The following is a 26,534-nucleotide window of genomic DNA, read 5'->3' as shown; positions in this document are numbered from 1 at the left end:
AATCCGCATATGCCGGAGCTTACGCCTGACCTTCACACAGCGGATATGTGTTTTCACAAAGAGATACGGATCGGCCGGGAACCGACGGAAGGAGGCCGAAGCTCACACCCCGGGCGTCACGCCCGCGGGACGGACGGCACCGGCAGGAGCACGGGACCGCCCGTACTCTGCGGATCCTTGCGGCAGACGTCGCCGCACGCGGCGTCGAGCGAGCAGCACAGGGAGCAGATCGGCCCGGCCTGCACCGGGCAGTCGGCGATGTCGGGCAGCTCGTAGGCGGTCTCGCAGACCGCGCAGAGGTGCGTCGCCCGCTCGTCGGCGACCTCGACCGTCGGACCGTTCACGGTGTTGGGACGGGCCAGGTAGTAGCGCCCCTTGGTCGCCCAGGCGATCAGCGGGCAGAGGACGACGGCGAGTCCGGCGGCGATGAAGGTGGAGAACGCCTGCGCGTACGTGCCGAAGAGCCCGAAGAAGGCGAGGATCGAGACGGTGGAGGCGACGACCATGGCGCCGAAGCCCGCCGGGTTCACGGCGTACAGGTAGGCGCGCTTGAACTCGATGTACGGCGGGCTCCAGCCGGCCCGCTTGTTGACGACGAGGTCGGCCGCGACGGCCGCGATCCAGGCGATGCCGACGTTGGAGTAGAACCCCAGCAGCTTGTTCAGCGCCGCGAACATGTTCATCTCCATCAGCGTCAGCGCGATGGCGAGGTTGAGGAAGATGTACCAGACGCGTCCGGGGTGCCGGTGGGTGACGCGGGAGAAGAAGTTCGACCAGGACAGCGAGCCGCTGTAGGCGTTGGTGACGTTGATCTTGATCTGGGAGACGATCACGAACAGCGCGGCGGCGGGCAGCGCGAAGGAGCCCAGCCAGGGCCGGAGCGCCTCGATCTGCGGGGCGATCGGTTCCAGCGCGTGGGTGGTGCCGACGGCCTCCAGGGCGACGAAGGCGAGGAGCGCGCCGCCGAGCTGCTTGGCGGCGCCGATGACCACCCAGCCGGGACCGGCGGCCAGCACGGCGAGGTTCCAGCGCCGCCTGTTCGCCGCGGTCTTCGCGGGCATGAAGCGCAGGTAGTCGGCCTGCTCGCCGATCTGGGCGATCAGCGAGAGGGCGACGCCCGTGCCGAGGCCGAAGCCGATCCACGAGAAGCCCGCGCCGGCGCCCTCCGTACCGCCGAAGGAGGTGAAGGCGCCCCAGGCGTCGGGGGCCTCGAAGGCCAGGACGACGAAGGGCAGCACCAGACCGACGAGCCAGATCGGCTGGGTCCACGCCTGCACCTTGGCCAGGGCGCCCATGCCGCGGAAGACGATCGGGATGACGATCAGCGTGGTGACGAGATAGCCGATCTCGACCGGCAGACCCACGGCCTGGTGCATGGCCTGGGCCATGATCGAGCCTTCGAGGGCGAAGAAGATGAAGGTGAAGGAGGCGTAGATGAGCGAGGTGAGGGTGGAGCCGAAGTAGCCGAAGCCGGCGCCGCGGGTGACGAGGTCCATGTCCAGGCCGTACGTCGCGCAGGCCCGGGCGATGGGGATGCCGGTGAGGAAGATCAGGGTGGCGGCGGTGAGGATCGACGCCAGGCCGCTGCCGAAGCCGTAGGTGAAGACGATCGAGGCGCCGATGGCGAAGTCGGCGAGGTAGGCGATGCCGCCGAGGGCGGTACCGGCCACGGTCGCGGGCGACCAGCGCCGGAAGGAGTGCGGGGCGTAGCGCAGCGAGTAGTCCTCGCGGCTCTCGTCCGCCGCCAGTCGCGCGTAGCTGCGGCCGGGCGCGGGGGGCGGCGCGACCGCTCCCGGCTCCGGGGTGGGCGGGGTGACCGTTTCCGTCATGGGGGTTCCTGTCGTCCGACCGGTTCGCGGGTACGGCCAGGAAGTTAGGAGCCCGGGATGACGCCTGTCGTAGGCGAGGGGTTGCCGCGCGGTTACGCGGGCTGACGCCCCGTTAACTCCGCGTCACGCGCGCCGGACGGCCGGCCCCGCTGAGCGGTCCGCCGCCCCCGGCGGGCCCGGGCGGGGCGGGCCCGGGCGGACCGGGCGGACCGGCGGTCAGCGGACCGGCAGGTGGTAGGCGATGCGGTAGCGGTCGGCGGGGACCACCACGTCCGCCGTCTCCACGGCCCGCCCCGACGCGTAGTACGTCCGCTCGACCACCATCACCACGTGTCCCGGGACCCCGCCGAGCGCGAGGAGCTCCTCGGCGAGGCCGGGCCGGGCCCCGACCTCCTCCGCCACGTTGTCCACGACCACGTCGATGGCGGCCATCCGCTCGACGACGCCGCAGCCGCCCAGCGGGCCCTCCTCGGGCAGCATCACCGGCGTCCGGCCGGTGACGGCGAGGGGCTCCCAGGAGGTGGAGACCATCATCGGCTCGCCTCCGTCCCGGTACACGTACCGGGTGCGCATGACCCGCTCCCCCGGGTCGATGCCGAGCCGCTCGGCGACCTCGGCGCTCGCCGGCTCCTGCTCGCTGTGGGACTCCCAGGTGCCGCGGGCCCCCTCCGCGGCCTGCTCCTGGCGGAACGGGGTGGCGCCGGCCGCCGGGCGGTATCCGGAGCGGGCGATCCGGCGCGGCACCGGGCGCTCCCGCACGTACGTCCCCGAGCCCGAGCGTCCCTCCACGAGCCCCTCGGCCATGAGCACCTTGCGGGCCTCCAGCGCGACGGTGTCCGACACCCCGTACTCCTCGCGGATGCGTGCCTGCGAGGGAAGACGGGTATGCGGGGGGAGCGAGCCGTTGGCGATCTTCTCCCGCAGATCGCTCGCCACGCGCAGATAGGCGGGCTGCTCACCGAACGTCACTGGACACTCCCCTCAGGTTGACTGACAGCTACAGCGTGACAACCCACGGTCGCGATCCGCAAGCATGGGCCAGAGTTTCACCCGAAGTGATGACAGCGCGGTCCGCACCCTTGCCCCCCGAGGTCACCCCGGATAGGCGCCGCCGAACCCCTTGACCTCATTGGTACAGACCAATACGTTCCTGCCTGAACCCCTCGGACCACTCCCGCACGCTCCATCCCGCCTCGCACAGGAACGAGCCCATGCGTCCCAGAGCCATGACCAAGCTGACCTTCGGCGCGGCCGCCGCCGCCACCCTCGGCCTCCTCGCCACCCTGGCCCCCACCGCGGACGCGCACCAGCCCTCCGCGCACACGCCCGCCCTCAAGCGCGTCGGCTACTTCACCCAATGGGGCATCTACGGCCGGAACTTCCAGGTCAAGGACCTGGAGCAGAGCGGCACCGCCGGCAAGCTCAGCCACATCAACTACGCCTTCGGCGTCATCGGTTCGGACGGCAAGTGCCTCATGGGCAACGCGCCGGGCTCCGACCCGTGGGCCGACTACGTGCGCCCGGTCGACGCCGCCAACTCCGTGGACGGCGTGGCCGACACGGCCGAGCAGCGCCTCGCCGGCAACTTCAACCAGCTGCGCGAGCTCAAGGCGAAGCACCCCGGCCTCAAGGTCATGATCTCGCTCGGCGGCTGGACCGGCTCCGCGCACTTCTCCGACGCGGTGCGCACCGACGCCGGCCGCAAGGCCCTCGTCGCCTCCTGCATCGACACGTACATCAAGGGCAACCTGCCGGCCGACGGCGCCCGGGGCGGCGCGGGTGCCGCCGCCGGCGTCTTCGACGGCGTCGACCTGGACTGGGAGTGGCCCGGTTCGGAGGGCGCCCCCGGGAACGTGATCCGCCCCGAGGACAAGCCCAACTTCACCAAGCTCGTCCGCGAGTTCCGCACGCAGCTCGACGCCTACGGGCGCTCGCTCCCGCAGCGCAGGCACTACGACCTCAGCGCCTACGTCCCCACCGCGCCCGCCAAGATCGACGCGGGCTTCGAAGTCGCCAGGATCATGCGGGACTTCGACTTCGTGAACCTCCAGGGCTACGACTTCCACGTCTCCGGCGAGAAGACCACCGCCCAGCAGTCGGCGCTCTTCGCGAAGAACGACTTCAGCGTCGACCAGACCGTCGATGCCTGGCTGCGGCGCGGGGCCCCCGCCCACAAGCTCGTGGTCGGCATGCCGTTCTACGGTCAGGGCTGGACCGGCGTCACCGGCGGCGGCGACGGCCTCGGGCAGCCCGCGACCGGGCCCGCCCCCGCGACCTGGACGGCCGGCTCGGAGGACTACAAGTACCTGAAGGCGCTGGCCGACTCGGGGACGTACAAGCTGTACCGCGGCGAGCGCAACGGCCACGCATGGCTCTTCGACGGCACCACGCTGTGGACGTACGACGACCCGACCGTGCTGCGCACCAAGGCGTCCTACGTCCGCCGGCACGGGCTCGGCGGCGCCATGGTCTGGTCCCTCGACGGGGACACCGCGAACGGCGAGCTGATCACCGCGATCGACCGCGGGCTGACCCGCCGCTAGGCCCGGCCGGGCAGGCGGTGCGGGGCCGTGCCCCGCACCGCCTGCCGGCGCGAGCGCCGTCGTGGGCGCGGCGGGGCTCAGGCCGAGGCGCCGTCCCGCGCCGGCAGGGCGGCCGTGAGGCCCAGGGAGCCGCGCGCCTCCGCGCCGAGGTTCTCCGGCAGTGCCTCCCAGGCGGCGTCGTACGCGGCCCAGTAGGCGTCCGCGTCGGCCGCCCGCGCCAGCTTGCCGAAGTCCGCGGAAGCCGCGTCCAGCGTCCTGCCCAGCGCGGCGACCGGGGCCGTGGAGGCGCCGGGCCAGGACTGCGCCCTGAGCCCCGCGCGCGCCCCGTCGATCGCCTGCAGCACCTTCCCCGCCCACGCCTTGTTGGCCGCGAAGTCCTCGTCCGGGTCCTCCTCCGGCTCCGCGTAGACGGCCGTCTCGATCGGGTTGACGACCCGGAGGAAGGACGCCTGGTCCAGGGTCAGGGTGGACGCGTCGGCGCGGACCGAGCCCTTGTACGCCTCGCCCTCGCTGGCGTAGGCGCAGATCACGAAGCGGTCGCCGAGCCGCCAGCTCTCCTTGCTGGGCAGGTAGTAGTAGGTCCAGACGTCCCTGGGGACGGCCCAGGTGTCCATCGCGTAGGCCGCGTTGACCGTGTCGCAGCGCTTCTCGGCCTGCTCGTCGACCGCGTCGTCGCCCGGCCACTTCGTGAAGCCGGTGACCTTGAAGCGGCCGGTGACCTCGCCGTCGTGCGGCAGGGCGCAGTCGACGACCTCGACCTCCGTCGCGTACTCCGCCTTCTTGTCGTCGTCCGCGAAGCACTGCCCGGTGCGCAGCGATCCGGGCGACTTGGTGCGGGACGCCTCGTCCACGTTCTCCTTGAACCCGTCCCACGCCGAGCTGAATCCGCCGGTCACGAGGCCCAGGACGAGCAGCAGGCAGCTCAGGGAGGAGAGGGCGATCCCCGTGATCGCGAAGCCCCGGCCCGCCTGGTCCCGCTTCCTGATCTGCGGCAGGGCCACGAGCCCGAGGACCAGGCCGAGGGGCGGGAGGCAGCAGACGATGCCGGAGACGAGGGAGCCGACGGCGAGGCCGTTGGTCGTGCGGCGCGGCGGCTGCCCGTAGCCGCCGGGGCCGGGTATGCCGGGCCGCCCGTACGGCGCGTAGGGCATCCCCGGTGAGGTGTACGGGCCCGGGGCGGGCCATCCCCGCGGCTGCGGGCCTCCCTCGGGGGACGGGGTCGGCGGGTTCGGCGGGGTCGGCTCCACGGGTACGGGCTCCTGTTTCGGGGCGGCGGCGCGAACAAACGATCGGGCGCGCATCGTACGTGGCCGAGGAGAACCGCCGGTCGGGCGGGGCGCACAGGGCGGGGGCACGCCGACGCGGGCCGTCCCGGGCCATGCTGGGCGGCATGACGTCCTTCGTGTGCTCCCGCTGTCAGGTCCACTCGCCCACGTCCGCGCTCACCTGGTGCTGTCCCACGTGCCGGGGCCCCTGGGACCTCGACTTCGAGAGTCGACCGGTCCCCCTCACCGCACTCCCGTCACGTGTGAATTCCCTGTGGCGCTACACGGAAGCACTGCCCCCGATGCCGCTCGCCCCGGAGGTGACGCTCGGGGAGGGCCGCACACCGCTGGTCCCCCTCACCGCGTCGGTCTCGGCCAAGCTCGACTTCCTCATGCCGACCCTGTCCTTCAAGGACCGCGGCGCCGTCGTCCTCGCCGCCCGTGCCCTCGGACTGGCCCGCGCCGGGGTCCTGGAACGCGTCGTCGCCGACAGCAGCGGCAACGCGGGCACGGCGGTCGCCGCCTACGCGGCGCGGGCCGGGCTGGACGCCGTCGTGTACGTCCCCGAGGGCACGTCCCCCAAGAAGGCGGAGCAGATCCGCGCCCACGGCGCCCGGATCGTCGAGGTCCCCGGCGACCGGGAGGCCACGGCCGCGGCGGCCCGGGCCGCGGCCGACGAGCCCGGCACCCACTACGCCTCGCACGTCTACGACCCGCACTTCCTCCACGGCACCAAGACCTACGTCTACGAACTCTGGGAGGAGCTCGGCGGCCGGCTCCCCGACACGATCGTCGTCCCCGTCGGCAACGGCACCCTCCTCCTCGGTGCCGCCCTCGCCGTCGACGAACTCCACCGCCACGGCCTCGTCGAGACCCGCCCCGCGCTCGTCGCCGTCCAGGCCCGGGCCGTCTCGCCCCTGGCCGCCGCCTTCCACGCCGGCGCCGACGACCTCGCCGCCCCGGCCGCCGCGCGCCCCACCCTGGCCGAGGGCATCGCCATCACGGCCCCGCCGCGCGCCCGGCGGATCCTCCGCGCGGTGCGCGACAACGGCGGCACCTTCCTCACCGTCGACGAGGACGCGATCCGCGCCGCCCAGCGCGACCTGGCCGGCCGCGGCCTCTTCGTCGAGCCCACCGGCGTCGCCTGCTGGGCCGCCGTCCGCAGCGCGCCGCCGCGGCCCGGCCTCACCGTCGTCCCCCTCTGCGGGGCGGGTGCCAAGACGGGCCTGGCCCCCTGAAACCGGTGGCCCCACACCTCCCCGCGCGCGGCCGCCTCCGGCAGACTGCCTCCATGGACGAACGCCGGCAGATGACGGGGCTCGCAGCCCACGCGGCGGGCGGCACCGGCCGCATGACCCTGTGCGACCCGCGCGACATCGGCATGGGCCACGTCGTGAGGCGGTACGTGAAGGCGACGTACTGGGGCATGCCGCGCTACCTGGAGATCGGCTCGGCCACGTACCCCGGGCGCGCGGGGCCGAGCCGCCGCTTCGTCCGCCGGATCCTCCGGGACGCGGCGGCGATCACCGACGCCGAGCTGGACGCGCTGCTCGGCTACGAATGGCGGTCACGGCTCACGGCGGCCTGGCTGATCGGACTGGACCGCCGGGCCTCGTACCGCGAGCGGATCGGCGCCCTGCTCCTGGAGAGCGAGGTCTGCTTCGCGGGCTCGGGGTACTGCTTCGCCCTCGCCCGACTCGGCACCCGCGCGGACGCCGAGATCCTCGTCGCCTCTCTGGACCGCCACCTGGCCCGGCCCGATCTCGACCACGACCAGCCCTCGGCCCTCGGGGCCCTGCTCCGGCTCGACGCGGAACTCGGGACGGCGTACGCCGACCGGATCGTCGCCCCCGGTGGCCCGTGGGACACCTGGGTCGGGGAGCGGGCCGGCTCCGACGCCTCCTCACTGGCGCCGGAGCGTCTGCGTGCGTGGGCCGACCTCCAGTGCGACGTCGTGGACGGCTGGACCCGTCCCTGAGACCGCACCGGGATCACCCCGGCGCGGACGCCGCTCAGAACTCGTCGGCGCCGTTGCGCAGCTCGTACGTCCAGTAGCCGGTCTTGGCGGCGGACTCGTCGACCGCGAGGCCGCCGGCCGGGGCCTTGACGACGACGCTGCCCTCGGCCGGGCCGTCGGCGGCGAAGAGGTTCACGTTGAACTCGCTGACGACCTTGTTGTCCTCGTCGACACCGCCCAGGGCGACGCGCACGTTGGCGTACGCGGGCTCGCCGGCCTTGAGGACGACGGGGGCCGACGGCTTGCTCTTCGCGACCGCCGGGACGTCCTTGGCCGTCTGGATCGGGCCGAAGGCGAGCAGCGGGTACTGCAGGAGGGTGCAGGAGCGGCCCGAGGTGTTGGTGGCGGTGAGGACGATGTGCTCGGTCGGGACCTCGTCCGCCTTCTTCGCCGTGATCTTCACGTCGCCGTAGGCGCAGGCGGGGGCCTTGGCGTCGGACTTCGCCGAGCCGGACGAACCGGTGGAGCCGGTCGAGCCGGACGCCGAACCGCCCGTGGACGAGGAGGACGAGGACGAGGCGGTCGAGCCGCCGGCCGAACCCGAGCCGCCCTTGGCCGTGGTCTGGTCGGCCGTGCCCCCGGTGGCCGTGGCGCCGTCGGCCGTGCCGCCGGTCGTCTGCGGGGCGCTCGCGCTGCCCGCGTCCTTCGCGCCGGTGCTGCCGTCGTCACCGCCGCAGGCGGTCAGGCCCAGCGACAGGGCGGCGATGGCGGCGGCGGCCAGGACGGTGTTCTTGCGGTGGTGGCGCATGGTGGTTCTCCCCCGTAAACGCGGTCGGACGGTGCACGGTCTTCGTGCTGTATCCAGCTTCCGTCCCGGCGCTGCCGTCCCGCTTGCGTACCGCTAACGATCCGCTGACAGCCGGGAGAGCCGCTCCGTCGCCCGCGCCGAACCCTCCGGGAAGCCGGCCTTCTCCGAGGCCGCGATCGCCCGTTCCAGCTGGTCAGCGGCCTCGTCCAGACGCCCGATGCCGGCCAGCGCCTCCCCCTTGACGATCTGCAGCTGCGCGCGCACGACCACCGCGTCGGGCGCGACCAGTTCCCCGGCGCGAAGGGTGTGGGCGAGCGCCGCCTCGTACTCCCCCCGCTTCAGGCTGTGTCCCGCCAGGTGCTGGAGCGTCAGCACCTGGGTCGAGGGGTGGCCGGTGCGGTCGGCGAGGGACACCGCGTGCAGCATGAGCAGACCGGCCCGCTCGTGCTCCCCGGTCGCGTCCAGGACGGCGGCGTAGTTGACGTACGCGATCGCCTCGCTGACGGTGTCGCCCACCCGGGCCGCCAGCCCCGGCGCCTTCTCCAGGTGGACGAGCGCCTCCTCGTCCCGTCCCTCCTCGTGGAGGATCCAGCCGAGCAGCGCGCGCGCCCGCGACTGGGCGTCGAGGTCGCCGACCCGCTCGGCCGAGGCGAGCCCGGCCTCCAGGAGCGGCGTCCAGCCGTCGCCGATCCGCATGAGCATCAGCGGCCACTGCACGAGGGCGATCCGCCAGGCCCGGTCGTGCAATCCGAGGGAGGCGGCGACCGTCACCGCCCGCTCCAGGGCGGGGCGTTCGGCCACGTACCAGTCGAGCGCCGCCGTGCGGTCCTCGAACTCCCGCGTCGCGGCGGGCCGTCGGGCGTCGGCGGGCAGCGAGTAGCAGGGCTGGGAGCCCGGTTCGGCGGCGGCGTCGGCCGCCAGACCGGTGTAGAGGTAGTGGTCGAGGAGCCGGGTCAGCCCCTCGGGGTCGGCCTGCGGGGCCAGGTGGCGGGCGTACAGCCGGACCAGGTCGTGCGGGGTCCAGCGGCCCGGCACGGACTCGGTGAGCAGGTGCGCGGCGGCCAGCCGGTCGAGGTCGGCGGAGGCGTGCGCGGGCGACGTGCCGGCGAGCGCGGCGGCCGCGAACCGGTCCAGGTCCGAGCCCGTGTGCAGGCCGATCGAGCGGAACATCCGGGCGGCGGACTCGGGGAGCTGCTGCACGGTGAGGTGCAGCGCCGCCGACACCCCCCGGTCCTCCACGTCGAGCAGCATCAACCGGCTCTGCTCGTCGGCGAGTTCGCCGACCATGGCATCCAGCGTCCACTGCGGGCGCTCGGCCAGGCGGGCCGCCGTCACGCGCAGCGCGAGCGGCAGCCCGTCGCAGAGCCCGGCGAGCCGCGCGGCGGCGGCCGGCTCCGAGGCGACGCGTTCCGCGCCGAGCACGGTGGTCAGCAGCGCCGTCGAGTCCGCCGCCGGGAGGTGCCGCAGCGGCACCGGCCGGGCGGCGTCGGAGGCGACGAGCCCGCCGAGCCGGTCCCGGCTCGTGATCACCGTCGCGCACAGGTCCCCGCCCGGCAGCAGCGGTCTGACCTGCTCGGACGAGCGCGCGTTGTCGAGGACGACGAGCAGCCGGCGGCCGCTCGTCAGCGAACGGAACAGCGCGCCCCGCGCCTCGACGGCCTCCGGGATGCGCTGCGGCGCGACGCCCAGCGCGAGGAGGAACTCCCGCAGGACCGCGGCGGTCTCCGGCTCCGCGGTCTCGCTGAAGCCGCGCAGGTCGGCGAAGAGCCGCCCGTCGGGGAACTCGGCCGACCGCTGGTACGCCCAGTGCAGCGCGAACGCCGTCTTGCCGACTCCGGCGGGCCCCGTCACGAGGCAGACCGGCGCCTCCCCCGCGGCCACCGCCCGGTCCAGCGCCACCATCTCGGCGCCCCGGCCGGTGAAGCCGCGCGGCGCCCGCGGCAGCCCCTCCGGCACCGGTACGTCGACCGGGGCGGCGGGGCGGGGCGCGGTGACGGGCTCGGCGGAGCGCAGCAGCGTCGCGTACGCCTCGGCCAGCGTCTCGCCGGGGTCGACGCCCAGCTCCTCGGCGAGCAGCCGTCTGGTGCGGTGGTACCAGTCCATCGCGTCCGACTGGCGGCCCGAGCGGCCCAGCGCCAGCATCAGCGCGGCCGCCAGCGACTCGCGCAGCGGGTGCGCGACGGCCTCGGAGCGCAGGACGGCGGCGGCCCGGGCGTGCTCGCCGAGCTTTCCGTACGCCTCCGCCAGCGCCTCCACCGACGCCAGCCGCAGCTCCTCCAGGCCGCCGGCCGCCGCCTCCAGCGGTCTGCTGGGCACGGTCCCGGTGAGCGCGGGCCCCTGCCAGTACGACAGTGCCTCCCGCAGCATCCGCACCGCGTCGGCCGGCTGCCGCTGCACCCCCGCGAGTGCCACCAGCTCCTCGAACCGGTGCGCGTCCACCAGCGACTCCGGCATCCGCAGCACGTACGCCGACCCCTGGGTCGCCAGCTCCACCCCGTACGCCTCGGCGCCGTGCTCCGCCAGCAGTGCCCTCAGCCGCGACACGTGCCCCTGCAGCACCGTCTTCGCGTGCGTGGGCGGCTCGTCCTCCCACAGGGCGTCGATCAACTGCCCCACGTTCACCGCACTGTTGGGGCGGAGCAACAGCATCGCGAGCAGGCTGGTCCGCTTGGCGGGCCCCAAGGCTACGTCCCTGTCCTCCGTCACCAGCGCAACGGAGCCGAGCAGCCTGAACTCCACCTGATACCTCCGCGATCCCGGTCCCCCACGCCCCCGTTCCCCAGCGACCGAGGATAGCCGCGCGCCGCCCGCCCCTTTTCCCACCGCGACGCCCCTGGCCGGAAAGCACGCCGCCCGGACCCTGCGGAAAACCCCGTCCGCCCCCCTGCCCCACCCCGTCCATCCCCTCTGACCTGCGAAGACATCGCCCGACACCCCCTCTCCGCCGCATCTCCCGGCCGCCCCCACCCGGCCCCGTACGTTTGGTCACATGCCGCGAGGACGCCCACGCGGTCCCCACCTCCGCGGACCCCGCGCCCCGGGCCGCGGCCGGCCGGAGCGCCTCGGGGGCCTCAGGGGGGTCGGGGGGCAACGGGGGGGCGTCGGCGGACGTCGGCGCGGCGTCACCGGGTGGGCAACCGGGCGTCATCGGCGGGGCATCGGGGCGGGCGATGACAGAGGCATACCGGATCGAAGGAGCGGGTTCCTAAGTTCCTCGTTGCCGGCCGAGAACGACCGGCACGAACAGGCGAACAGGGGCCGACCGCCAGGTCAGGGCCGTATGCCGCCGGTACCCGAAGGAACCGAACGTGCGCAGAACCGCGCTTCCCGCAGTGGCGGCCGTGACACTGGCCCTGCTGCTGCCGCAGTCCGCCATGGCCGAGGAGATCCCCTCTCCGGCACTGGAGACAGGGACGACCCAGCTGATCGGCCCCGGCATGTACCAGTCGGCCGACGACACCTTCCAGATCTCCGAGAACGACGTGACGTACGGCCTGATGAGCCGCACCCACACGGTGGACGGCACCGGGCCGGGCCTCGCCCAGGCGCAGGACGCCCCGGCCGCCCGCGCCGACCTCGGGGTGTTCGGTCCGAGCTGGGAGGCCGAGTTCGTCGGCGGCCAGCTCAACCGCAAGCTGGTGCCGGGCTCCGGTTCGATCACCACGACCGACCTGGACACCGCGGAGTCCGTCCGCTACGACCTGACCGACTCGGTGGCCGGCGCCAACGGCGGCAGCATCAACACCTACAAGGCCGCCGACGGCTCCACGCTGGTGGAGAACGTCCAGTGGGACGACCTCGCGGGCGTCCTGAAGACCACGGTCACCGAGACGCTGAACGTCGACCTCGCCCAGGTCGCCTCCGGTGACGACGTACCGGTGGACTCCACGGGCAACCCGATCGCGGCCGCCTCCCTCAAGCCGTCCTACACCTGGAAGCAGGTCGGCGGCAGCGGCGACACCTGGCGGGTCACGGCTGTCGGCAACTCCGCCTTCAAGCCGACGACGGTCACCTACGACAGCGTCGGCCGCGTCTCCACCGTCAAGGACCCGGCGCGCGCCGACGTCCCCGCGCAGACGGCGAAGGTCAACTACGCGACCACCACCACCGCCTCCGGTGAGACCCTCGGCGACGTCGCGGGCCAGGTCAAGGACATCACCGTCACCGTCGGCCAGACCGTGCAGACGCTGGCCCGCTACTCGTACGACGGCTCCGGCCTGCTCCGCAAGGTCGTCGACCCGGCGTCCGGCGGCCAGCTCAACACCTACAGCTACGACGCCTCCGACCGGGTCGTCGCCGCCTCCGCCGAGGACGGCGCGTCCTGGCAGCTGACCTACTCCGGTGACGCGGCCGCCCCGCAGTCGGTGGAGACCACCGGCATCCGCCCGGAGGCGGGCAGCGCCGTCCAGGGCGCCCCGAGCCTGGCCCAGGGCGAGGGCGTGGCTCCCGCCGCCGAGGACTTCGGCCCCGGCGAGATCACCTCCGCGCAGGCCTACCCCAGCTACTGCTCCCGCCCCGAGACGTGGATGTGGTACCAGTACAGCGGCTGCGCGACGAAGGTCGCCCACTACGGCTGGCGCAACCCGAGCTGGAAGCAGACCCCCACCGGCGCCTGGGTCATGGGCGTCTACAAGGACCACTGCACCAGCGCCTCGGACTCGCCCGGTGGCTGGAACTTCCGTACCGCCTGTGACTCGCACGACTACGGCTACGGCACCATCGGCAACAGCTACAAGGGCTACCGCTACTACCTGGACCGCAACAAGGGCATCGCGACCGACGTCGCCTTCTACAACATGCTCTACTACAACACCTGCCCGGCGTACTTCTGGAAGAGCGCCTGCCGCTCCACCGCGTACACCTACTACCTCGGTGTCTTCTACGGCGGCCACCCGAAGAACGGTGCCGACGCCACCTGACGGGCCCGTGCGCACGCAGGGGAACCGGGCAGACGAACAGCCGACGCTGCTGCCCGGTCCCCGCCCCGGGGCCTGACCACACGGCCCCGCCCCCTCGGACTTCCGGCCCTGGACTCGCGGGCCTCACGGGCGAGTCGCCATCTTCTCTCCGCCTCACCCCTCCCTGCCTTCCCCTGCCTTCCCCTGCCTTCCCTTTCCTTCCTTCTCTGCCGCCGCGGCACCGCCCGCTCGGTGCCTACTCCCTGGAGCCTGTCGTGAAGAGATCTGCTGTGGCCGTCGCGATGGCCTCGGGCCTGCTGCTCGGCGCCCTGCCGGCGGGCCTGGCGCCCCTGGTCGGCGTGACCCCCGCGGCGGCGGCCGACGAGGTGCCGGTGGACCCGGCGCTGGAGACCGGGACCGCGGGCGGCGGCACGGTCCGGGTGAACGTCGTGACCCAGACCCGCTCCGACGTGGCCGGGGCGGCCGCGGCGGGCGAGACCGAGGTGTCGTACGAGCGGCTGCCGATGGTCACCCTGACGGTGGACCAGGCGGGACTGACCGCCCTCCGCTCCAACCCGGACGTGGTGAGCGTGACCGAGGACGTCCCGGTCGCCCCGATGCTGGACGAGTCGACGGTCCGGATCGGCGCCGACAAGGCCTTCGCGGCCGGCGCCACCGGGGCGGGCACGGCGGTCGCGGTGATCGACACCGGCGTCGCGAAGAACCACCCCTTCCTGGGCGGCCGCGTCACGGCCGAGGCGTGCTTCTCGGTGAACGACGAGAGCTACGGCGCGACCAGCCTCTGCCCGAACGGCGAGGCGTCCCAGGAGGGCGCCGGCAGCGCCGACGCGGACACCGGCAGCTGCGCGGAGCTCGGCGCGGCCTGTTCGCACGGCACCCATGTGGCGGGCATAGCCGCCGGCAACGGGACCGGCCTCAGCGGCGCCCCCAAGCGCGGTGTGGCCCCGGGCGCGAACATCGTGGCGATGCAGGTGTTCTCCCGCTTCGACTCCGACGACTACTGCGGCGCGGGCAACAGCCCCTGTGTGCTGAGCTTCACCAGCTCGCAGATCAAGGCGCTGGAGAAGGTGTACGCGCTGAAGCAGTCCGGCATGGACATCGTCGCGGCCAACATGTCGCTGGGCGCGGGCCGCTGGACCACGGCCTGCGACACCGACCCCCGCAAGTCGGTCATCGACAGCCTGTACTCGGTGGGCGTGGCGACGGTCGTCGCCGCCGGCAACAACGGCTACGGCGACGCGGTCAACGCCCCCGGCTGCGTCCCGTCGGCGGTGACCGTCGGCGCGACGACCGACGACGACCAGGTGGCCTCCTTCAGCAACCGCGGCCCGCTGCTGGACCTGATGGCCCCCGGCACCTCCGTGGTGTCCTCGGTCCCCGGCGGCGGCTACGCGGCGAAGAACGGCACCTCGATGGCGGCCCCGCACGTGACGGGCGCCCTGGCGCTGCTGCGCCAGAAGTACCCGGCGGAGAGCATCGCGAACCTGGTGGCGAAGCTGGGCACCACCGGCACGCCGATCACGTACACCGGGGCCGTCACCCCCCGGATCGACGTCGGCAAGGCCGTCGTCGGCACGGTCGCCCCGGAGCCGGCACCGGCCGCCCGGCCGCGCCCCTCGCAGGTCTTCGACGACACCGACCGGGCCATCCCCGACCCGGGCACCCTGGAGGCCCCGCTGACCGTCACCGGCGTCCCGGGCAACGCGCCCAAGGCGCTCCGGGTGGAGCTGGAGGGCAGCCATGACTGGCGCGGCGACCTCAGGATCGACCTGGTGGCCCCGGACGGGCGGCTGTACCGCCTGAAGTCCACCTCCGGCTCCGAGCCGGGCGGCGCGCTCGGCGCCTTCACCGTCGACGCCTCCGCCTCCCCCGCCTCCGGCACCTGGAAGCTGCAGATCACGGACGCCTCCGCCGGCGGCAAGGGCACCCTCCTCGGCTGGTCGCTGAACTTCCCCACCCCCTTCGCCATGACCGGCAACCTGAGCGTCCCGGACGGCGGTTCGGTCACCTCCGGCCTCACCGTGGCCGGCATCGGCGGCAAGGCCCCGGCCGCCCTCCAGGTCGCCGTGGACATCACACACGAGTGGCGCGGCGACGTGCGGATCGACCTGGTCTCCCCCGACGGCCGGACCTACCCGCTGCGTGCGACCTCCACCGCCGCCACCGAGAACGGCGGGGTGCTCCGCGAGACCTACCGGGTCGACGCCTCCGCCTCCCCGGCCGACGGCACGTGGACGCTGAAGGTCTCCGACCCCTCCCCCGGCTCCGTCGGCACCCTCAACGGCTGGTCGATGACGTTCCCCGCGTACGAGGTGCAGACCCCGCACACGGTCCCGGACCCGGGCACCGTCGAGGTCCCGGTCACCGTCACCGGCATCGCGGGCAACGCGCCGAAGAACCTCCAGGTGTACGTGCACGCCACCCACACCTGGCGCGGTGACCTCGACGTCCACCTCGTCGCCCCGGACGGCAAGGTCTACCTCGTCAAGGAGTCCGTGGAGGAGGAGGGCAACGGCGTGATCCAGCAGGTCTACACGGTGGACGCCTCCGCCTCCCCGGCGAGCGGGGTGTGGAAGCTCCGGGTCGAGGACATCTCGGCCGGCTCCTCCGGGACGCTCGACCACTGGACCCTGAAGTTCTGACCGGTCCCCTCCGGACCCCGCCGCTCCGCATCCCTCCCGACCGCTCCCGCACACGAGGCCCCCGGTGTCCCCCACCGGGGGCCTCGCCCCTTTCCGCAGGTGGGCGGGGCGGGAAGGCGGGCGGATAGCGGAGCGATAAGGATTCGAAGCCGCCTCCGCCTAGCGTCTGTGGATGTCAGAGCGAGGCGCTCGGGGAACGGACCGGCAAGGGGCCGGAGTCCGGTGGGCGCGGGTGAGAGGACGTGGGGACATGGGGAACGGACAGCTCGTCAAGGCGGTCATGGCGGTCGCGGCGATCGTCACGGGTGTCGTCCTGGCCGCGGGCACCGCGGTGGCCGGCGGAGCGACCGTGACGGCCGCCGCCGGCGGGACGACGGCGGTCGTCCAGACCGAGCCCTGGGACTGAACGGCCGTCCGAGTCACGCCTCCTGAGGGAGCTCCGCGCCCGGCGCCCGCGCCTCCTCCAGCTCGACCCTGAGCAGGCGGAGGCGGTCCAGCAGGACCGTGCTGCCGGTCTCCTCGGCCAGCACGAGGGCGGCGCGGAGGTCCTCGTCGGCCCGGTCGGCGCGGCCGGCCCGCAGGCGGGCCTCGGCCAGGCCCAGCAGGACGTACGCCATGCCCAGCCGGTCGTGCTTGGCGCGGACGATCCCGGCCGCCTCGGTCAGCGCCTTCTCCGCCTCCGGCAGCCGTCCGGCCGCCAGCAGGGCCCGCCCCAGCCGGTGGAAGGCCTGGGCCGCGCCCCGGGTCGCGCCCAGCCCGCGGGCCAGCGCGACGGCCTCCCCGCCGAGGCGCACCGCCTCGGCGGGGTCGCCCGCGTCCAGGGCGATCTGGGCGAGGTTGTTGAGCGCGTGGGCCTGCGCGGAGACGTCACCGGCCGCCCGCAGCGCGGGGAGCGCCCCGTCCAGGAGGACGCGGGCCGTGCCCGCGTCGCCCCGCTGGCGGACCACGACGGCCCGCTTGCAGGCGTTCAGCGCGGCCCCGTAGACCTCGCCGCCGGCCCGCAGGACCCCGTCCGCCTCCTCCAGGAGCCGGACCGCGGCCTCCGACTCGCCCCGGTAGAGCAGGGCGGCGCCCAGCTCGCCGAGCATGACGCCCTCGCCCTGCCGGTCCCCGGCGGCCCGGGAGGCCGCCAGGCCCTCCTCGCAGAGGCGGCGCCAGTCGTCGGTGTTGCTGCGGATCTCGCAGAAGCCGACGGTGGAGGAGGCCAGGTCCCAGGCGAGCGCGGCGAGGCCGAGCCGGGCGGACTGCGAGACGGCCGCCACCAGGCAGTGGCGTTCGGAGTCGAACCAGTCCAGCGGACGCACCAGCAGGTCCTCCAGGAGGTCCCGGTCGACGTGCGGGCGGGGCGCCGGACCGTGCACCACGGAGTGGTCGCCGCCGTACTCCCGGCGGTGGGCGGCCTCGGCGACGGTCAGCCAGCTGTGCAGCGCCCGGTCCCGGGCCGCCTCGGCGCCCGGACGGTCGGGGTCCTCCTGCGCGCGTTCGCGCGCGTAGAGGCGGAGCAGGCTCGGGAAGCGGTAACGGTACTGGCCGGTGGCGTCCGGCCCGGAGACCTCCAGGAGGTGGGCGTCGGTGAGCTCGTCGAGGTACTGCTCGGCGGTCTCCACCGGGCAGTCCAGAAGCGCGGCGACGGCCCAGGCCGGCACGTCGGGGACGTCCAGCAGGGAGAGCCGCCGGTACACGGACGCGAGCCCCGGCGACAGGCAGCCGTGGCTCAGCTCGAAGCTGGCCCGGACCCGGCTGCCGCCGAGGCTGAGCTCGTCCAGGCGGCGGTGCTCGTCGGCGAGCCGGTCGGCGAGGCGGCGCACCGTCCAGTGCGGGCGGGTGGCCAGCCGGGCGGCGGCGATGCAGAGCGCGAGCGGCAGCCCGTCGCAGAGTTCGGCCAGCCGGGCCGTCTGCGCGGGGGACGCGGCGGTCCGTCCTCCGGTGACGATCCGGTCGAGCAGGGCGGTGGAGTCGGCCCGGTCGAGGACGCCCAGCGGTACGCGGACGGCGCCGTGCCGCAGCACCAGCTCCTCCATGCTCTCGCGGCTGGTGACGACCACGCAGCAGCCGCCGTTGGCCGGCAGCAGCGGGGCGACCTGGGCGAACGAGGAGGCGTCGTCCAGGACGACGAGCACCCGGCGGCCGCGCAGCAGCCTGCGGTAGAGCGAGATCCGGGACGCCTCGTCGTCGGGCAGCCGGTCGCCGGGCGCGCCGAGCGAGCGCAGCAGCCGGCCCAGCACCTCGCCCGGGGCCGCCGGGGCGGAACCGAGGTCGACGTGGAGGCAGCCGTCCGGGAAGGAGGCGGCCGCGCGGTGCGACCAGTGCACGGCCAGCGCGGTCTTCCCGATCCCGGCCACCCCGGTGACCAGGGCCACCCGGGGCGGTTCGCCGTCGGGGCGGCCGTCGAGCAGCGCGTCGAGCACCTCGGTCTCGGCGGTGCGGCCGGTGAAGGAGGGGATGTTCGGCGGGAGGTCGGACGGGGCGAGGGGCGACGCGACGGACAGGCGGTCGGCGGCGGCCTCCCCCGGGGTGTCCGCGGAGCCGCCGCCGGACGACCGGTCCCGCGGCTCCCCCGCCGGGGCGGGTACGAGGGCCGGGGCGGTGACGCCGGCCGGGGCGGGCACGACGACCGGAGCGGTGACGACGGTGGCGTCGGGCGCGGCGACCGCGGCGGAGGCGGTGATCACGGCGGGCTCGGCGGGTGCGGCGGTGACGGCGGGTGCGACGGCCAGGGCGGCCGCCACCGGCTCGGGCACGGTCGGCGGGGCCGCGATGGACGGGTCCTCGCAGAGGACGGCGTTGTGCAACTCCCGCAGCGCGGCGCCGGGTTCGAGCCCCAGCTCGTCGATGGTCAGCTGGTGCCCGGCGCGGAAGGTCTCCAGGGCGTCGGCGCGGCGCCCGGAGCGGTACTGGGCGAGCATGAGCGAGTGCCGGGAGCGCTCCCGCAGCGGGTGCTCGCTGACCAGGGCGGCCAGTTCGGCGGTGAGCTCCTGGTGGCGGCCCAGGGCGAGCCGCAGTTCGGCGTGGTCGTCGAGCGCGGTGAGCCGCTGCTCCTCCAGCCAGCTCGCCTCCTGCTCCAGGGCGTAGCCGGTGAGGCCGTCCAGGGCCGGGCCCCGCCACAGCGCGAGGGCGCGCCGGTAGGCGTCGGCGGCCTCCGCCGTCCGGCCCGAGCCCGCCAGCGCGGAGGCCCGCCCGGCCAGCGCGAGGAAGTCCACGAGGTCGAGCCCGTGGCCGTCGGTGTCGAGCCGGTACCCGGGGTGCGCGGTGACGATGACCTCGGCGTCGGCGCCGGCCTCCCGGAACAGCTTGCGCAGCTGGGCGACGCAGATGGAGATCTGGGTCCGGGCGGTGGGAGGGGGCGAGCCGTCCCAGACGGTCTCGGCGAGCTCGTCCACGGAGACCGTGCGGCCGCGCCGCAGCAGGAGCAGGGCCAGCACCGCGCGCTGACGCGCTCCGCCGAGCCGGATCTCCCGGTCCTCACAGGCCAGCCGGAGAGTCCCGAGCAGGCAAAACCGCATCGACGCCAATCCGGGCCCCCCCCTGAAAGTTGTCATGATCATAATAGCTGGGGCACGGGTTAGACAGAGGGAACGGACCCCGTCCCGACAGGCGGTCAGGCCCGCCGATAAGCGGCCGATACCGGGCGGATGCGCCGCCCGCCTACGGTCTCCCCCCATGACGCCCTTCCTGGAGACCGCACTGCTCGGACCGGTCCGCATCCGGGCCGCGTCCGGGGGCGCGGAGAACGCCCTGGGCGGCGCGAAGCCCCGGACGGTCCTCGCCGCCCTGCTGCTCGCCGAGGGCCGGGTCGTCCCCGACGGCCGGCTGATCCACGCCCTGTGGGGCGAGCGCCCGCCGGCCCGCGCCGTCGCCCAGCTGCACACCTACGCCTCCCGGCTGCGCGCCCCGCTCGACGGGGCCGCCCGGCTGGAACGCGTCGGCCGCGGCTACCGCCTCTCGGCCGTCCCGGGCCGGCTCGCCTGCGACCACCGCCTGTTCGCGGAACGCGCCGCGCTCGGCGGCGAGCTGCTCCGGCAGGGGGACCCGCGACGGGCCGCCGCCGTCCTCCGCTCGGCGCTCGACCTCTGGCAGGGCGAGGCCCTCGCCGACACCACCGAACAGCTTGCCCAGGACGAGCGCCCCTGGCTGGAGGAGGCCCGGCTGACCGCCCTGGAGGACCGCGCCGAGGCGGAGCTCGCCACCGGACTGCCGCACGGACTCGTCGCCGAACTGACCAGGCTGGTCGCCGCGCACCCCCTGCGGGAGCGGTACCGCTCCCTGCTCATGACCGCCCAGTGCCGTGCGGGCCAGCCCGCCGCGGCCCTGCTCCAGTTCCACTCCGGCCGCGCGCTGCTCGCCGACCGCCTCGGCGTGAGCCCCGGTCCGCTGCTCACCCGCACCTTCCAGCGGGCCCTGGCCGGCGACCTCGCCCGCTGAGCCGTACCCCGGCCGTCCCGGGCGGCGCCCCTCAGGCGGCGAGCAGGGCGAGCGCGGCCGGGACGTCCGGCACGGTCACGGCCGGATCCTCCAGCACCGCCAGCAGGGCGTCCACCGCCTCGCACGTCCACTCCGAGCGGCTCTCCTCGCCCGCCCGCCACAGCCAGAGGAGGGCGGCGCCCGCGTAACAGAGCGCGTACCGGGCGGCCAGGCGCCCGGCGGCGGGTCCCCCCGTCAGCTCCCCCCGCTCGGCCAGCTCCCAGTGCAACCGGTCGGCGGCCCCGGCGAGCCGGTCCGCCCGCGAGGCCATCACGCTCCCCTCCGACTCCCTGCTCAGCGCGGGCAGGGACTGCACCACGGCGCAGCCGCGCCCGTCGTCCGGCCCCGCGGCGCCTGCTTCCCCGGGAAGTCCCGCCGCCGCCCGGAACAGCGCCCCGCCGTCGGTCCTCTCCCCCGCGAACCCCCGCACCAACTGCGGCGCCCGCTCCAGGAGCGCCCCGGGCGGCCCCTCGAACACGGCCTCCGTCACCGCGGCCTGGCCGGGCAACACCCGTAACGTCCCCTCCGCGTACCCGAGCACCGCGTCCCGCACCGTCCCCACCCCCGCCCCCTCCCCCACCGTTCCCCGCGGCGCGGGGGTCGAGGAACCACCCTCCCCCCGGGCCCTGCACACCTTCTGTATTTTCTCCGCACCCCCACCTCGAGGGCCACGATCCGGACACCCGCCGCCCCGCCCCGGCACGACCCCCCGCGGACACGACGAAGGGCCCGACTCCGAAGAGCCGGACCCTCCCCACCCGCGCGTCCGCCGGGCAGGCGACCTGATACCAGGTCGGCCGTCACACGTTGAAGCGGAACTCCACCACGTCGCCGTCCTGCATGACGTACTCCTTGCCCTCCATGCGGGCCTTGCCGGCGGAGCGGGCGTCGGCGACGGAGCCGGTGGCGACGAGGTCGTCGAAGGAGATGACCTCGGCCTTGATGAAGCCCTTCTGGAAGTCGGTGTGGATGACACCGGCGGCCTCGGGGGCGGTGGCGCCCTGCTTGATCGTCCAGGCGCGGGATTCCTTGGGGCCGGCCGTCAGGTAGGTCTGGAGGCCGAGGGTGGCGAAGCCGACGCGGGCGAGGGTGGCGAGGCCGGGCTCCTCGGCGCCGACGGACTGGAGGAGCTCCATGGCGTCCTCCTCGTCGAGCTCGGCGAGGTCCTGCTCCAGCTTGGCGTTGAGGAAGATCGCCTCGGCCGGGGCGACGAGGGCGCTCTGCTCGGCCTTGAAGGCGTCGTCGGTGAGCTCGTCCTCGTCGACGTTGAAGACGTAGAGGAACGGCTTGGTGGTGAGCAGGTGGAGGTCGTGGAGGAGCTCCGCCTTCTCCGAGCCCTGGACGATGCCCTGGGAGAAGAGGGTGTCGCCCTTCTCCAGGATGGCCTGGGCGGCCTCGACGGCGGCGACCTTGGGCGCCGTGTCCTTCTTGATCCGCATCTCCTTCTGGAGACGCGGCAGGACCTTCTCGATCGTCTGGAGGTCGGCGAGGATCAGCTCGGTGTTGATCGTCTCGATGTCGTCCTTGGGCGAGACCTTGCCGTCGACGTGGACGACGTTCTCGTCCTTGAAGGCGCGGATGACCTGGCAGATCGCGTCCGACTCGCGGATGTTCGCGAGGAACTTGTTGCCGAGGCCCTCGCCCTCGCTGGCGCCGCGGACGATGCCCGCGATGTCGACGAAGTCGACGGTCGCCGGGAGGACCCGCTGCGAGGAGAAGATCTCCGCCAGCTTGGTCAGGCGGGCGTCGGGGACGCCGACGACGCCGACGTTGGGCTCGATCGTGGCGAACGGGTAGTTGGCCGCCAGCACGTCGTTCTTGGTCAGGGCGTTGAACAGGGTCGACTTGCCGACATTCGGCAGACCGACGATTCCGATCGTGAGCGACACGGTGGCGACTTCCTGAAGTGTGGACGGGGGGCCGATCCCCCAGTTTACGGGCGGGGAGAACCGGCCAGTGACGCCCGCCTTCGGTCGATCTCCGGGGCAACGTCACCCAAAGGGCGTGTCCCGGACCCGGTTCCCGGCACTTTCCGACCTACGTTGGTCGTGTGGAGCAGCACAGGACAAGTCAGCCGCAAGGCCGCCGAGGGCCGCAAACCCCCGTCACGCCGCCGCCCGCGCTCGTGGAGGGTGCGGCCGTGTACCGGGTGACGGGCAGGTCCGGGCGGACCCGCGGGGGCGCCCGGGTGGAGCGGGCCGGGGCCGCGGCCGCGGGTGTCCCCGGGCGCGGCCCCGGACGGCCGTCCGGCGCCCGGCCGGTGCCGCCCGTCGTCCTCGCGCTGCGGCGGCTGCCCGCGCCCCGCCTCACGGGGCTGGGGGCCGGTCTCTTCGCGTCCGCCGTCATGCTGACGCTCGGCTTCCTCGACCTGCTGCTCTTCGACGGTTCGCCGGTGGTCTACGGGGTGCTGTTCCTGCCCGTCAGCGCCCTGACCGCGCTGTGGGTCCGGGCCGCCGACCTCGTCACGGCCCCGATCGCCGTCCCCATCGCCTTCGCGGTGGGCGTCGTCCCCATCGCCGGCGGCACCGGCGGGATCGGGGGCCAGGCGATGGCCGTCGTCACCGCGCTCGCCGTGCACGCCGGCTGGCTCTACGGCGGCACCCTCGTCGCCGGCCTCATCGCGAGCGTCCGCAAGGTCCGCGACATGGGCCGTCGCCATCAGCGCACCGCCGCGGCCGCCCGCGCCACCGCCCCGGTCCCGGGCGCCGAGTCCCCGGGCGCCCGCCCCGGGACCGTCGGCCGCCGCCGCCCCGTCGGCTGAGCGGGTCGGGGCGGCGACGACCCGAGGGCGACGCGCCTTAGGCCGTGCCCGCGGCCATCGCCGCGCCGACGATGCCGGCGTTGTTCTGCAGTTCGGCGGGGACGATCTCGGCGCGGATGCCCTCGATGAGGGGGAGGAACTTGTCGGCCTTGCGGCTGACGCCGCCGCCGATGATGAAGAGCTCCGGCGAGAAGAGCATCTCGACGTGGGCGAGGTACTTGCGCAGCCGGCGGGTCGCCCAGTGCTCCCAGCTGAGGTCCTCGTCCTCCTTGGCCCGGGTGGAGGCGCGGGTCTCGGCGTCGTGGCCCTTGAGCTCCAGGTGGCCCAGTTCGGTGTTGGGGACGAGGCGGCCGTCGGTGAAGACGGCGGAGCCGATGCCCGTGCCGAGGGTGAGGAGGATGACGGTGCCCTTGCGGCCGCGGCCGGCGCCGAAGGTCATCTCGGCGACGCCCGCCGCGTCGGCGTCGTTGAGGACGGTCACCGGGAGGCCGCCGAGGCGGTCGGACAGGAGGCCGCCGGCGTCGACGTCGACCCAGGACTTGTCGACGTTGGCCGCGGTCCGGACGGTCGATCCGGTCACCACGCCGGGGAAGGTCACGCCGACCGGGCCGGTCCACCCGAAGTGCGCCACGACCTCCGCGACGCAGCCCGCCACACCGTCGGGTGTGGCGGGCTGCGGGGTCAGTACCTTGTGGCGCTCGTGGATGAGCGTGCCGCGCTCCAGGTCCACGGGGGCGCCCTTGATGCCCGAACCGCCGATGTCCACTCCGAAGACGTTCATGGACCCACGGTAAGGGCTGGGGCGCCCGGCTACTCCCCGACTACTCCTCGACGGGAGCGGCGGCGGCGAGCTTCTCCGCCTCGGCGCGGAGGTCCTTGTTGCGGAGCTCCTTGGGAAGGGAGAAGGTCAGCGACTCGTCGGCGGTCTTGACGATCTCGACGTCCGCGTAGCCGCGCTCGGCGAGCCACTCCAGGACCTCCTGGACGAGGACGTCCGGGACGGAGGCTCCGGAGGAGAGGCCGACGCTGGTGACGCCCTCCAGCCAGGACTCGTCGATCTCGCCGGCGAAGTCGACGAGGTACGCGGCGGGGACGCCGGCCTGCTTGGCGACCTCGACCATGCGGATCGAGTTCGAGGAGTTCTTCGAGCCGACGACGATCACCAGCTCGGCCTGGCCGGCGAGCTCCTTGATGGCGATCTGGCGGTTCTGGGTGGCGTAGCAGATGTCGTCGGACGGCGGGGAGATCAGCTGCGGGAACTTCTCCTTCAGCGCGTCGACCGTCTCCATCGTCTCGTCGACCGAGAGCGTGGTCTGGGAGAGCCAGACGACCCGGGAGGGGTCGCGGACCTCGATCTTGGCGACGTCGCCGGGGCCGTCGACCAGCTGGATGTGGTCGGGGGCCTCGCCGGAGGTGCCGATGACCTCCTCGTGGCCCTCGTGGCCGATGAGGAGGATGTCGAAGTCCTCCTTGGCGAAGCGGACGGCTTCCTTGTGGACCTTGGTGACCAGCGGGCAGGTGGCGTCGATGGTCGCGAGCCGGCCCTGGCGGGCCTCCTCGTGGACGGTCGGGGCGACGCCGTGCGCGGAGAACATCACGATGTTGCCGGGCGGGACCTCGGTCGCCTGGTCGACGAAGATCGCGCCCTTCCGCTCCAGGGTCTGGACGACGTACTTGTTGTGGACGATCTCGTGGCGTACGTAGATCGGCGCCCCGTACTGCTCCAGGGCCTTCTCCACGGCGATCACGGCACGGTCGACGCCCGCGCAGTAGCCACGGGGTGCGGCGAGCAGGACACGCTTCGGGCGGTTCGTCGCGGGCGTTGCAGTCATGCGTCCCATCGTAAGGCCGCGTCGGTGAGCGGTTTGATCCGCGTGGTGGCCGAAACTGTCGCCATGGCCGAGGAAACGCAGGTGGTGCCGGGCGACGGGCACACGGGTCTTCGACGGAGCCTCGGCTTCCGCGACCTGGTGGTCTACGGACTGCTCTTCATCGCCCCGATGGCCCCGGTGGGCGTCTTCGGCACGCTCGACGCCAAGTCGGACGGGGCCGTCGCACTGGTGTACCTCGTGGCGACGGTCGCCATGGCGTTCACGGCGTTCAGCTACGCGCAGATGGTGCGGGTGGCGCCGCAGGCCGGCTCGGTCTTCACGTACGCGCGCAAGGGGCTGGGGGAAGGGCCGGGCTTCGTCGCCGGGTGGATGGCGATGCTCGACTACCTGCTGATCCCGGCCGTGGCGTACCTCTTCGCGGGGATCGCGATGGAGGCGCTGGTGCCGGAGGTGCACCGGTGGGTGTGGACCGGGATCGCCGTGGTCGTCACCACGCTGCTCAACCTGTGGGGCGTCAGGGCGGCGGCCCGCGTCGGCTTCGCGGTGCTCGCCATGGAGATCGTCGTCCTGCTGGTGTTCGTGGTGTCGGCGGTGGTGGTGCTCGTCCGGGACGGGGCGCGGCGCGACTGGTGGTCGCCGCTCACGGGCGACTCCGGTTTCTCCCTGGCGGCCGTCCTCGGCGCGGTGTCGGTGGCCGTCCTGTCGTACCTGGGCTTCGACGCGATCGCCTCCTTCGCGGAGGAGGTCACGGGGGGTTCGGCGAAGGTGGCGCGGGCGGTGCTGTTCTGCCTGGCCCTCGCGGGCACGCTCTTCGTCGCGCAGTCCTGGCTGGTCGCGCTCCTCGAACCGGTCTCCTCGGCGGAGCTCGCGGCCGATCCGGGGAAGCAGGGTTCGGCGTTCTACGACGCCGTGGACGTCTCCGTCGGCGGCTGGCTGCACGACCTGGTGGCCGTCTCGAAGGCGATCGGCGCCGCCTTCGCGGCACTGGCGGGGCAGGCGGCGGGCGGCCGGCTGCTCTTCGCGATGGGCCGGGACCGGCGGCTGCCCCATGTGCTGGCCCGCACGGACGGGGGCGTGCCGCGCGTGGCGCTGCTCGTGGCGGCGACGGTCACGATGGCCGCGGCGCTGTGGGCGGCCCGGCGGGACGACGGCCTCGACCACCTCGTGTCGGTGGTCGACGTCGGCGCGCTGACGGCGTTCGTCCTGCTCCACGCGAGCGTGGTGGGGTGGTTCGCCGTGCGGCGGGCGGAGGGTCCGCCGAACTGGCTCACGCACGTCGTGATGCCGGTGCTGGGCGCGGCGATCCTCGTCGCGGTGATCGTCGAGGCGTCGACGGCCGCCCAGGTCGTGGGCGCGGTGTGGCTGGGCGTCGGCCTCGTCGTCCTCGCCGTACAGGGCGCGACCCGCGGCCCGGCGCGGGGGGGGGGGGGGGGGGGGGGGGGGGGGGGGGGGGGGGGGGGGGGGGGGGGGGGGGGGGTGGGAGGGGGGGGGGGGGGGGGGGGGGAGGGGGGGCGGAG

At 74.1% G+C, this 26,534-nt stretch carries 19 protein-coding genes; 9 read left to right on the top strand and 10 right to left on the bottom strand.

Annotation, left to right across the window (positions count from 1 at the left end; all coding sequences use genetic code 11):
• Positions 1-116: 116 nt before the first annotated feature.
• On the bottom strand, positions 117-1,829 hold the full coding sequence (locus ACZ60W_RS17990; RefSeq protein WP_469756286.1) for a purine-cytosine permease family protein: 1,713 nt from the start codon (positions 1,827-1,829) through the stop codon (positions 117-119).
• Positions 1,830-2,045: 216 nt separating this feature from the next.
• A complete protein-coding gene (locus ACZ60W_RS17985) occupies positions 2,046-2,798 on the bottom strand; it encodes a GntR family transcriptional regulator (RefSeq protein WP_469756285.1) in 753 nt (250 codons plus the stop codon).
• Between the two features lie 242 nt (positions 2,799-3,040).
• Between ACZ60W_RS17985 and ACZ60W_RS17980 the strand changes: the two genes are divergently transcribed.
• Positions 3,041-4,372: a glycoside hydrolase family 18 protein gene (locus ACZ60W_RS17980; RefSeq protein ID WP_469756284.1), complete on the top strand. Its 1,332-nt coding sequence runs from the start codon at positions 3,041-3,043 to the stop codon at positions 4,370-4,372.
• A gap of 77 nt (positions 4,373-4,449) precedes the next feature.
• Here ACZ60W_RS17980 and ACZ60W_RS17975 read toward each other — a convergent pair whose 3' ends face one another.
• The gene (locus ACZ60W_RS17975; RefSeq protein WP_469756283.1) at positions 4,450-5,523 is read right to left on the bottom strand and encodes a DUF4190 domain-containing protein; all 1,074 of its coding nucleotides are present in this window, start codon (positions 5,521-5,523) and stop codon (positions 4,450-4,452) included.
• A 227-nt stretch (positions 5,524-5,750) separates the two neighbouring features.
• Here ACZ60W_RS17975 and ACZ60W_RS17970 point away from each other — a divergent pair, with 227 nt between their 5' ends.
• Both ACZ60W_RS17970 and ACZ60W_RS17965 read left to right on the top strand, forming a co-directional pair.
• Entirely contained in the window at positions 5,751-6,875 is a 1,125-nt protein-coding gene (locus tag ACZ60W_RS17970; RefSeq protein ID WP_469756282.1) for a pyridoxal-phosphate dependent enzyme, read from the top strand.
• A gap of 53 nt (positions 6,876-6,928) precedes the next feature.
• Positions 6,929-7,615 carry a DUF6000 family protein gene (locus ACZ60W_RS17965; protein ID WP_469756281.1) on the top strand — a complete coding sequence of 229 codons (687 nt, stop codon included), beginning with the start codon at positions 6,929-6,931 and terminating at the stop codon, positions 7,613-7,615.
• A gap of 34 nt (positions 7,616-7,649) precedes the next feature.
• On the opposite strand, the gene ACZ60W_RS17960 is transcribed toward ACZ60W_RS17965, so the two are convergent.
• Entirely contained in the window at positions 7,650-8,402 is a 753-nt protein-coding gene (locus ACZ60W_RS17960) for a DUF4232 domain-containing protein (protein ID WP_469756280.1), read from the bottom strand.
• Positions 8,403-8,495: 93 nt separating this feature from the next.
• Positions 8,496-11,141, bottom strand: a complete 2,646-nt coding sequence (locus tag ACZ60W_RS17955; RefSeq protein ID WP_469756279.1) for an AfsR/SARP family transcriptional regulator — start codon at positions 11,139-11,141, stop codon at positions 8,496-8,498.
• Between the two features lie 569 nt (positions 11,142-11,710).
• On the opposite strand from ACZ60W_RS17955, the gene ACZ60W_RS17950 reads away from it, so the two are divergent.
• The 3 genes from ACZ60W_RS17950 to ACZ60W_RS17940 all read left to right on the top strand — a co-directional run bounded on the left by ACZ60W_RS17950 (position 11,711) and on the right by ACZ60W_RS17940 (position 16,369).
• Positions 11,711-13,321 carry a phospholipase A2 gene (locus ACZ60W_RS17950; RefSeq protein ID WP_469756278.1) on the top strand — a complete coding sequence of 537 codons (1,611 nt, stop codon included), beginning with the start codon at positions 11,711-11,713 and terminating at the stop codon, positions 13,319-13,321.
• Between the two features lie 254 nt (positions 13,322-13,575).
• A complete protein-coding gene (locus ACZ60W_RS17945; RefSeq protein ID WP_469756277.1) occupies positions 13,576-15,963 on the top strand; it encodes a proprotein convertase P-domain-containing protein in 2,388 nt (795 codons plus the stop codon).
• Between the two features lie 250 nt (positions 15,964-16,213).
• Positions 16,214-16,369 carry a hypothetical protein gene (locus ACZ60W_RS17940; protein ID WP_469756276.1) on the top strand — a complete coding sequence of 52 codons (156 nt, stop codon included), beginning with the start codon at positions 16,214-16,216 and terminating at the stop codon, positions 16,367-16,369.
• 13 nt (positions 16,370-16,382) lie between these two features.
• Here the strand turns inward: ACZ60W_RS17940 and ACZ60W_RS17935 are convergent, their stop codons facing one another.
• Entirely contained in the window at positions 16,383-19,466 is a 3,084-nt protein-coding gene (locus ACZ60W_RS17935) for an AfsR/SARP family transcriptional regulator (RefSeq protein ID WP_469756275.1), read from the bottom strand.
• A 157-nt stretch (positions 19,467-19,623) separates the two neighbouring features.
• Here ACZ60W_RS17935 and ACZ60W_RS17930 point away from each other — a divergent pair, with 157 nt between their 5' ends.
• Positions 19,624-20,385, top strand: a complete 762-nt coding sequence (locus ACZ60W_RS17930) for an AfsR/SARP family transcriptional regulator (RefSeq protein WP_469756274.1) — start codon at positions 19,624-19,626, stop codon at positions 20,383-20,385.
• Between the two features lie 31 nt (positions 20,386-20,416).
• On the opposite strand, the gene ACZ60W_RS17925 is transcribed toward ACZ60W_RS17930, so the two are convergent.
• A complete protein-coding gene (locus ACZ60W_RS17925) occupies positions 20,417-20,986 on the bottom strand; it encodes a hypothetical protein (protein ID WP_469756273.1) in 570 nt (189 codons plus the stop codon).
• 238 nt (positions 20,987-21,224) lie between these two features.
• On the bottom strand, positions 21,225-22,313 hold the full coding sequence (gene ychF, locus ACZ60W_RS17920) for a redox-regulated ATPase YchF (RefSeq protein WP_366308589.1): 1,089 nt from the start codon (positions 22,311-22,313) through the stop codon (positions 21,225-21,227).
• Positions 22,314-22,474: 161 nt separating this feature from the next.
• On the opposite strand from ychF, the gene ACZ60W_RS17915 reads away from it, so the two are divergent.
• On the top strand, positions 22,475-23,185 hold the full coding sequence (locus ACZ60W_RS17915) for a DUF6542 domain-containing protein (RefSeq protein ID WP_469756272.1): 711 nt from the start codon (positions 22,475-22,477) through the stop codon (positions 23,183-23,185).
• A 37-nt stretch (positions 23,186-23,222) separates the two neighbouring features.
• Here ACZ60W_RS17915 and ppgK read toward each other — a convergent pair whose 3' ends face one another.
• The gene (gene ppgK / locus ACZ60W_RS17910) at positions 23,223-23,966 is read right to left on the bottom strand and encodes a polyphosphate--glucose phosphotransferase (RefSeq protein ID WP_469756271.1); all 744 of its coding nucleotides are present in this window, start codon (positions 23,964-23,966) and stop codon (positions 23,223-23,225) included.
• 40 nt (positions 23,967-24,006) lie between these two features.
• Positions 24,007-25,026 carry a 4-hydroxy-3-methylbut-2-enyl diphosphate reductase gene (locus ACZ60W_RS17905; protein WP_469756270.1) on the bottom strand — a complete coding sequence of 340 codons (1,020 nt, stop codon included), beginning with the start codon at positions 25,024-25,026 and terminating at the stop codon, positions 24,007-24,009.
• Between the two features lie 54 nt (positions 25,027-25,080).
• Here ACZ60W_RS17905 and ACZ60W_RS17900 point away from each other — a divergent pair.
• A partial coding sequence (locus tag ACZ60W_RS17900) for an APC family permease (RefSeq protein WP_469756269.1) occupies positions 25,081-26,534 on the top strand: 1,454 nt, incomplete at its 3' end.

Source organism: Streptomyces sp. NPDC104202, assembly GCF_055584185.1.
Note: the sequence above shows the minus strand (reverse complement) of the source record. Positions and strands in the feature narration are given on the sequence as shown.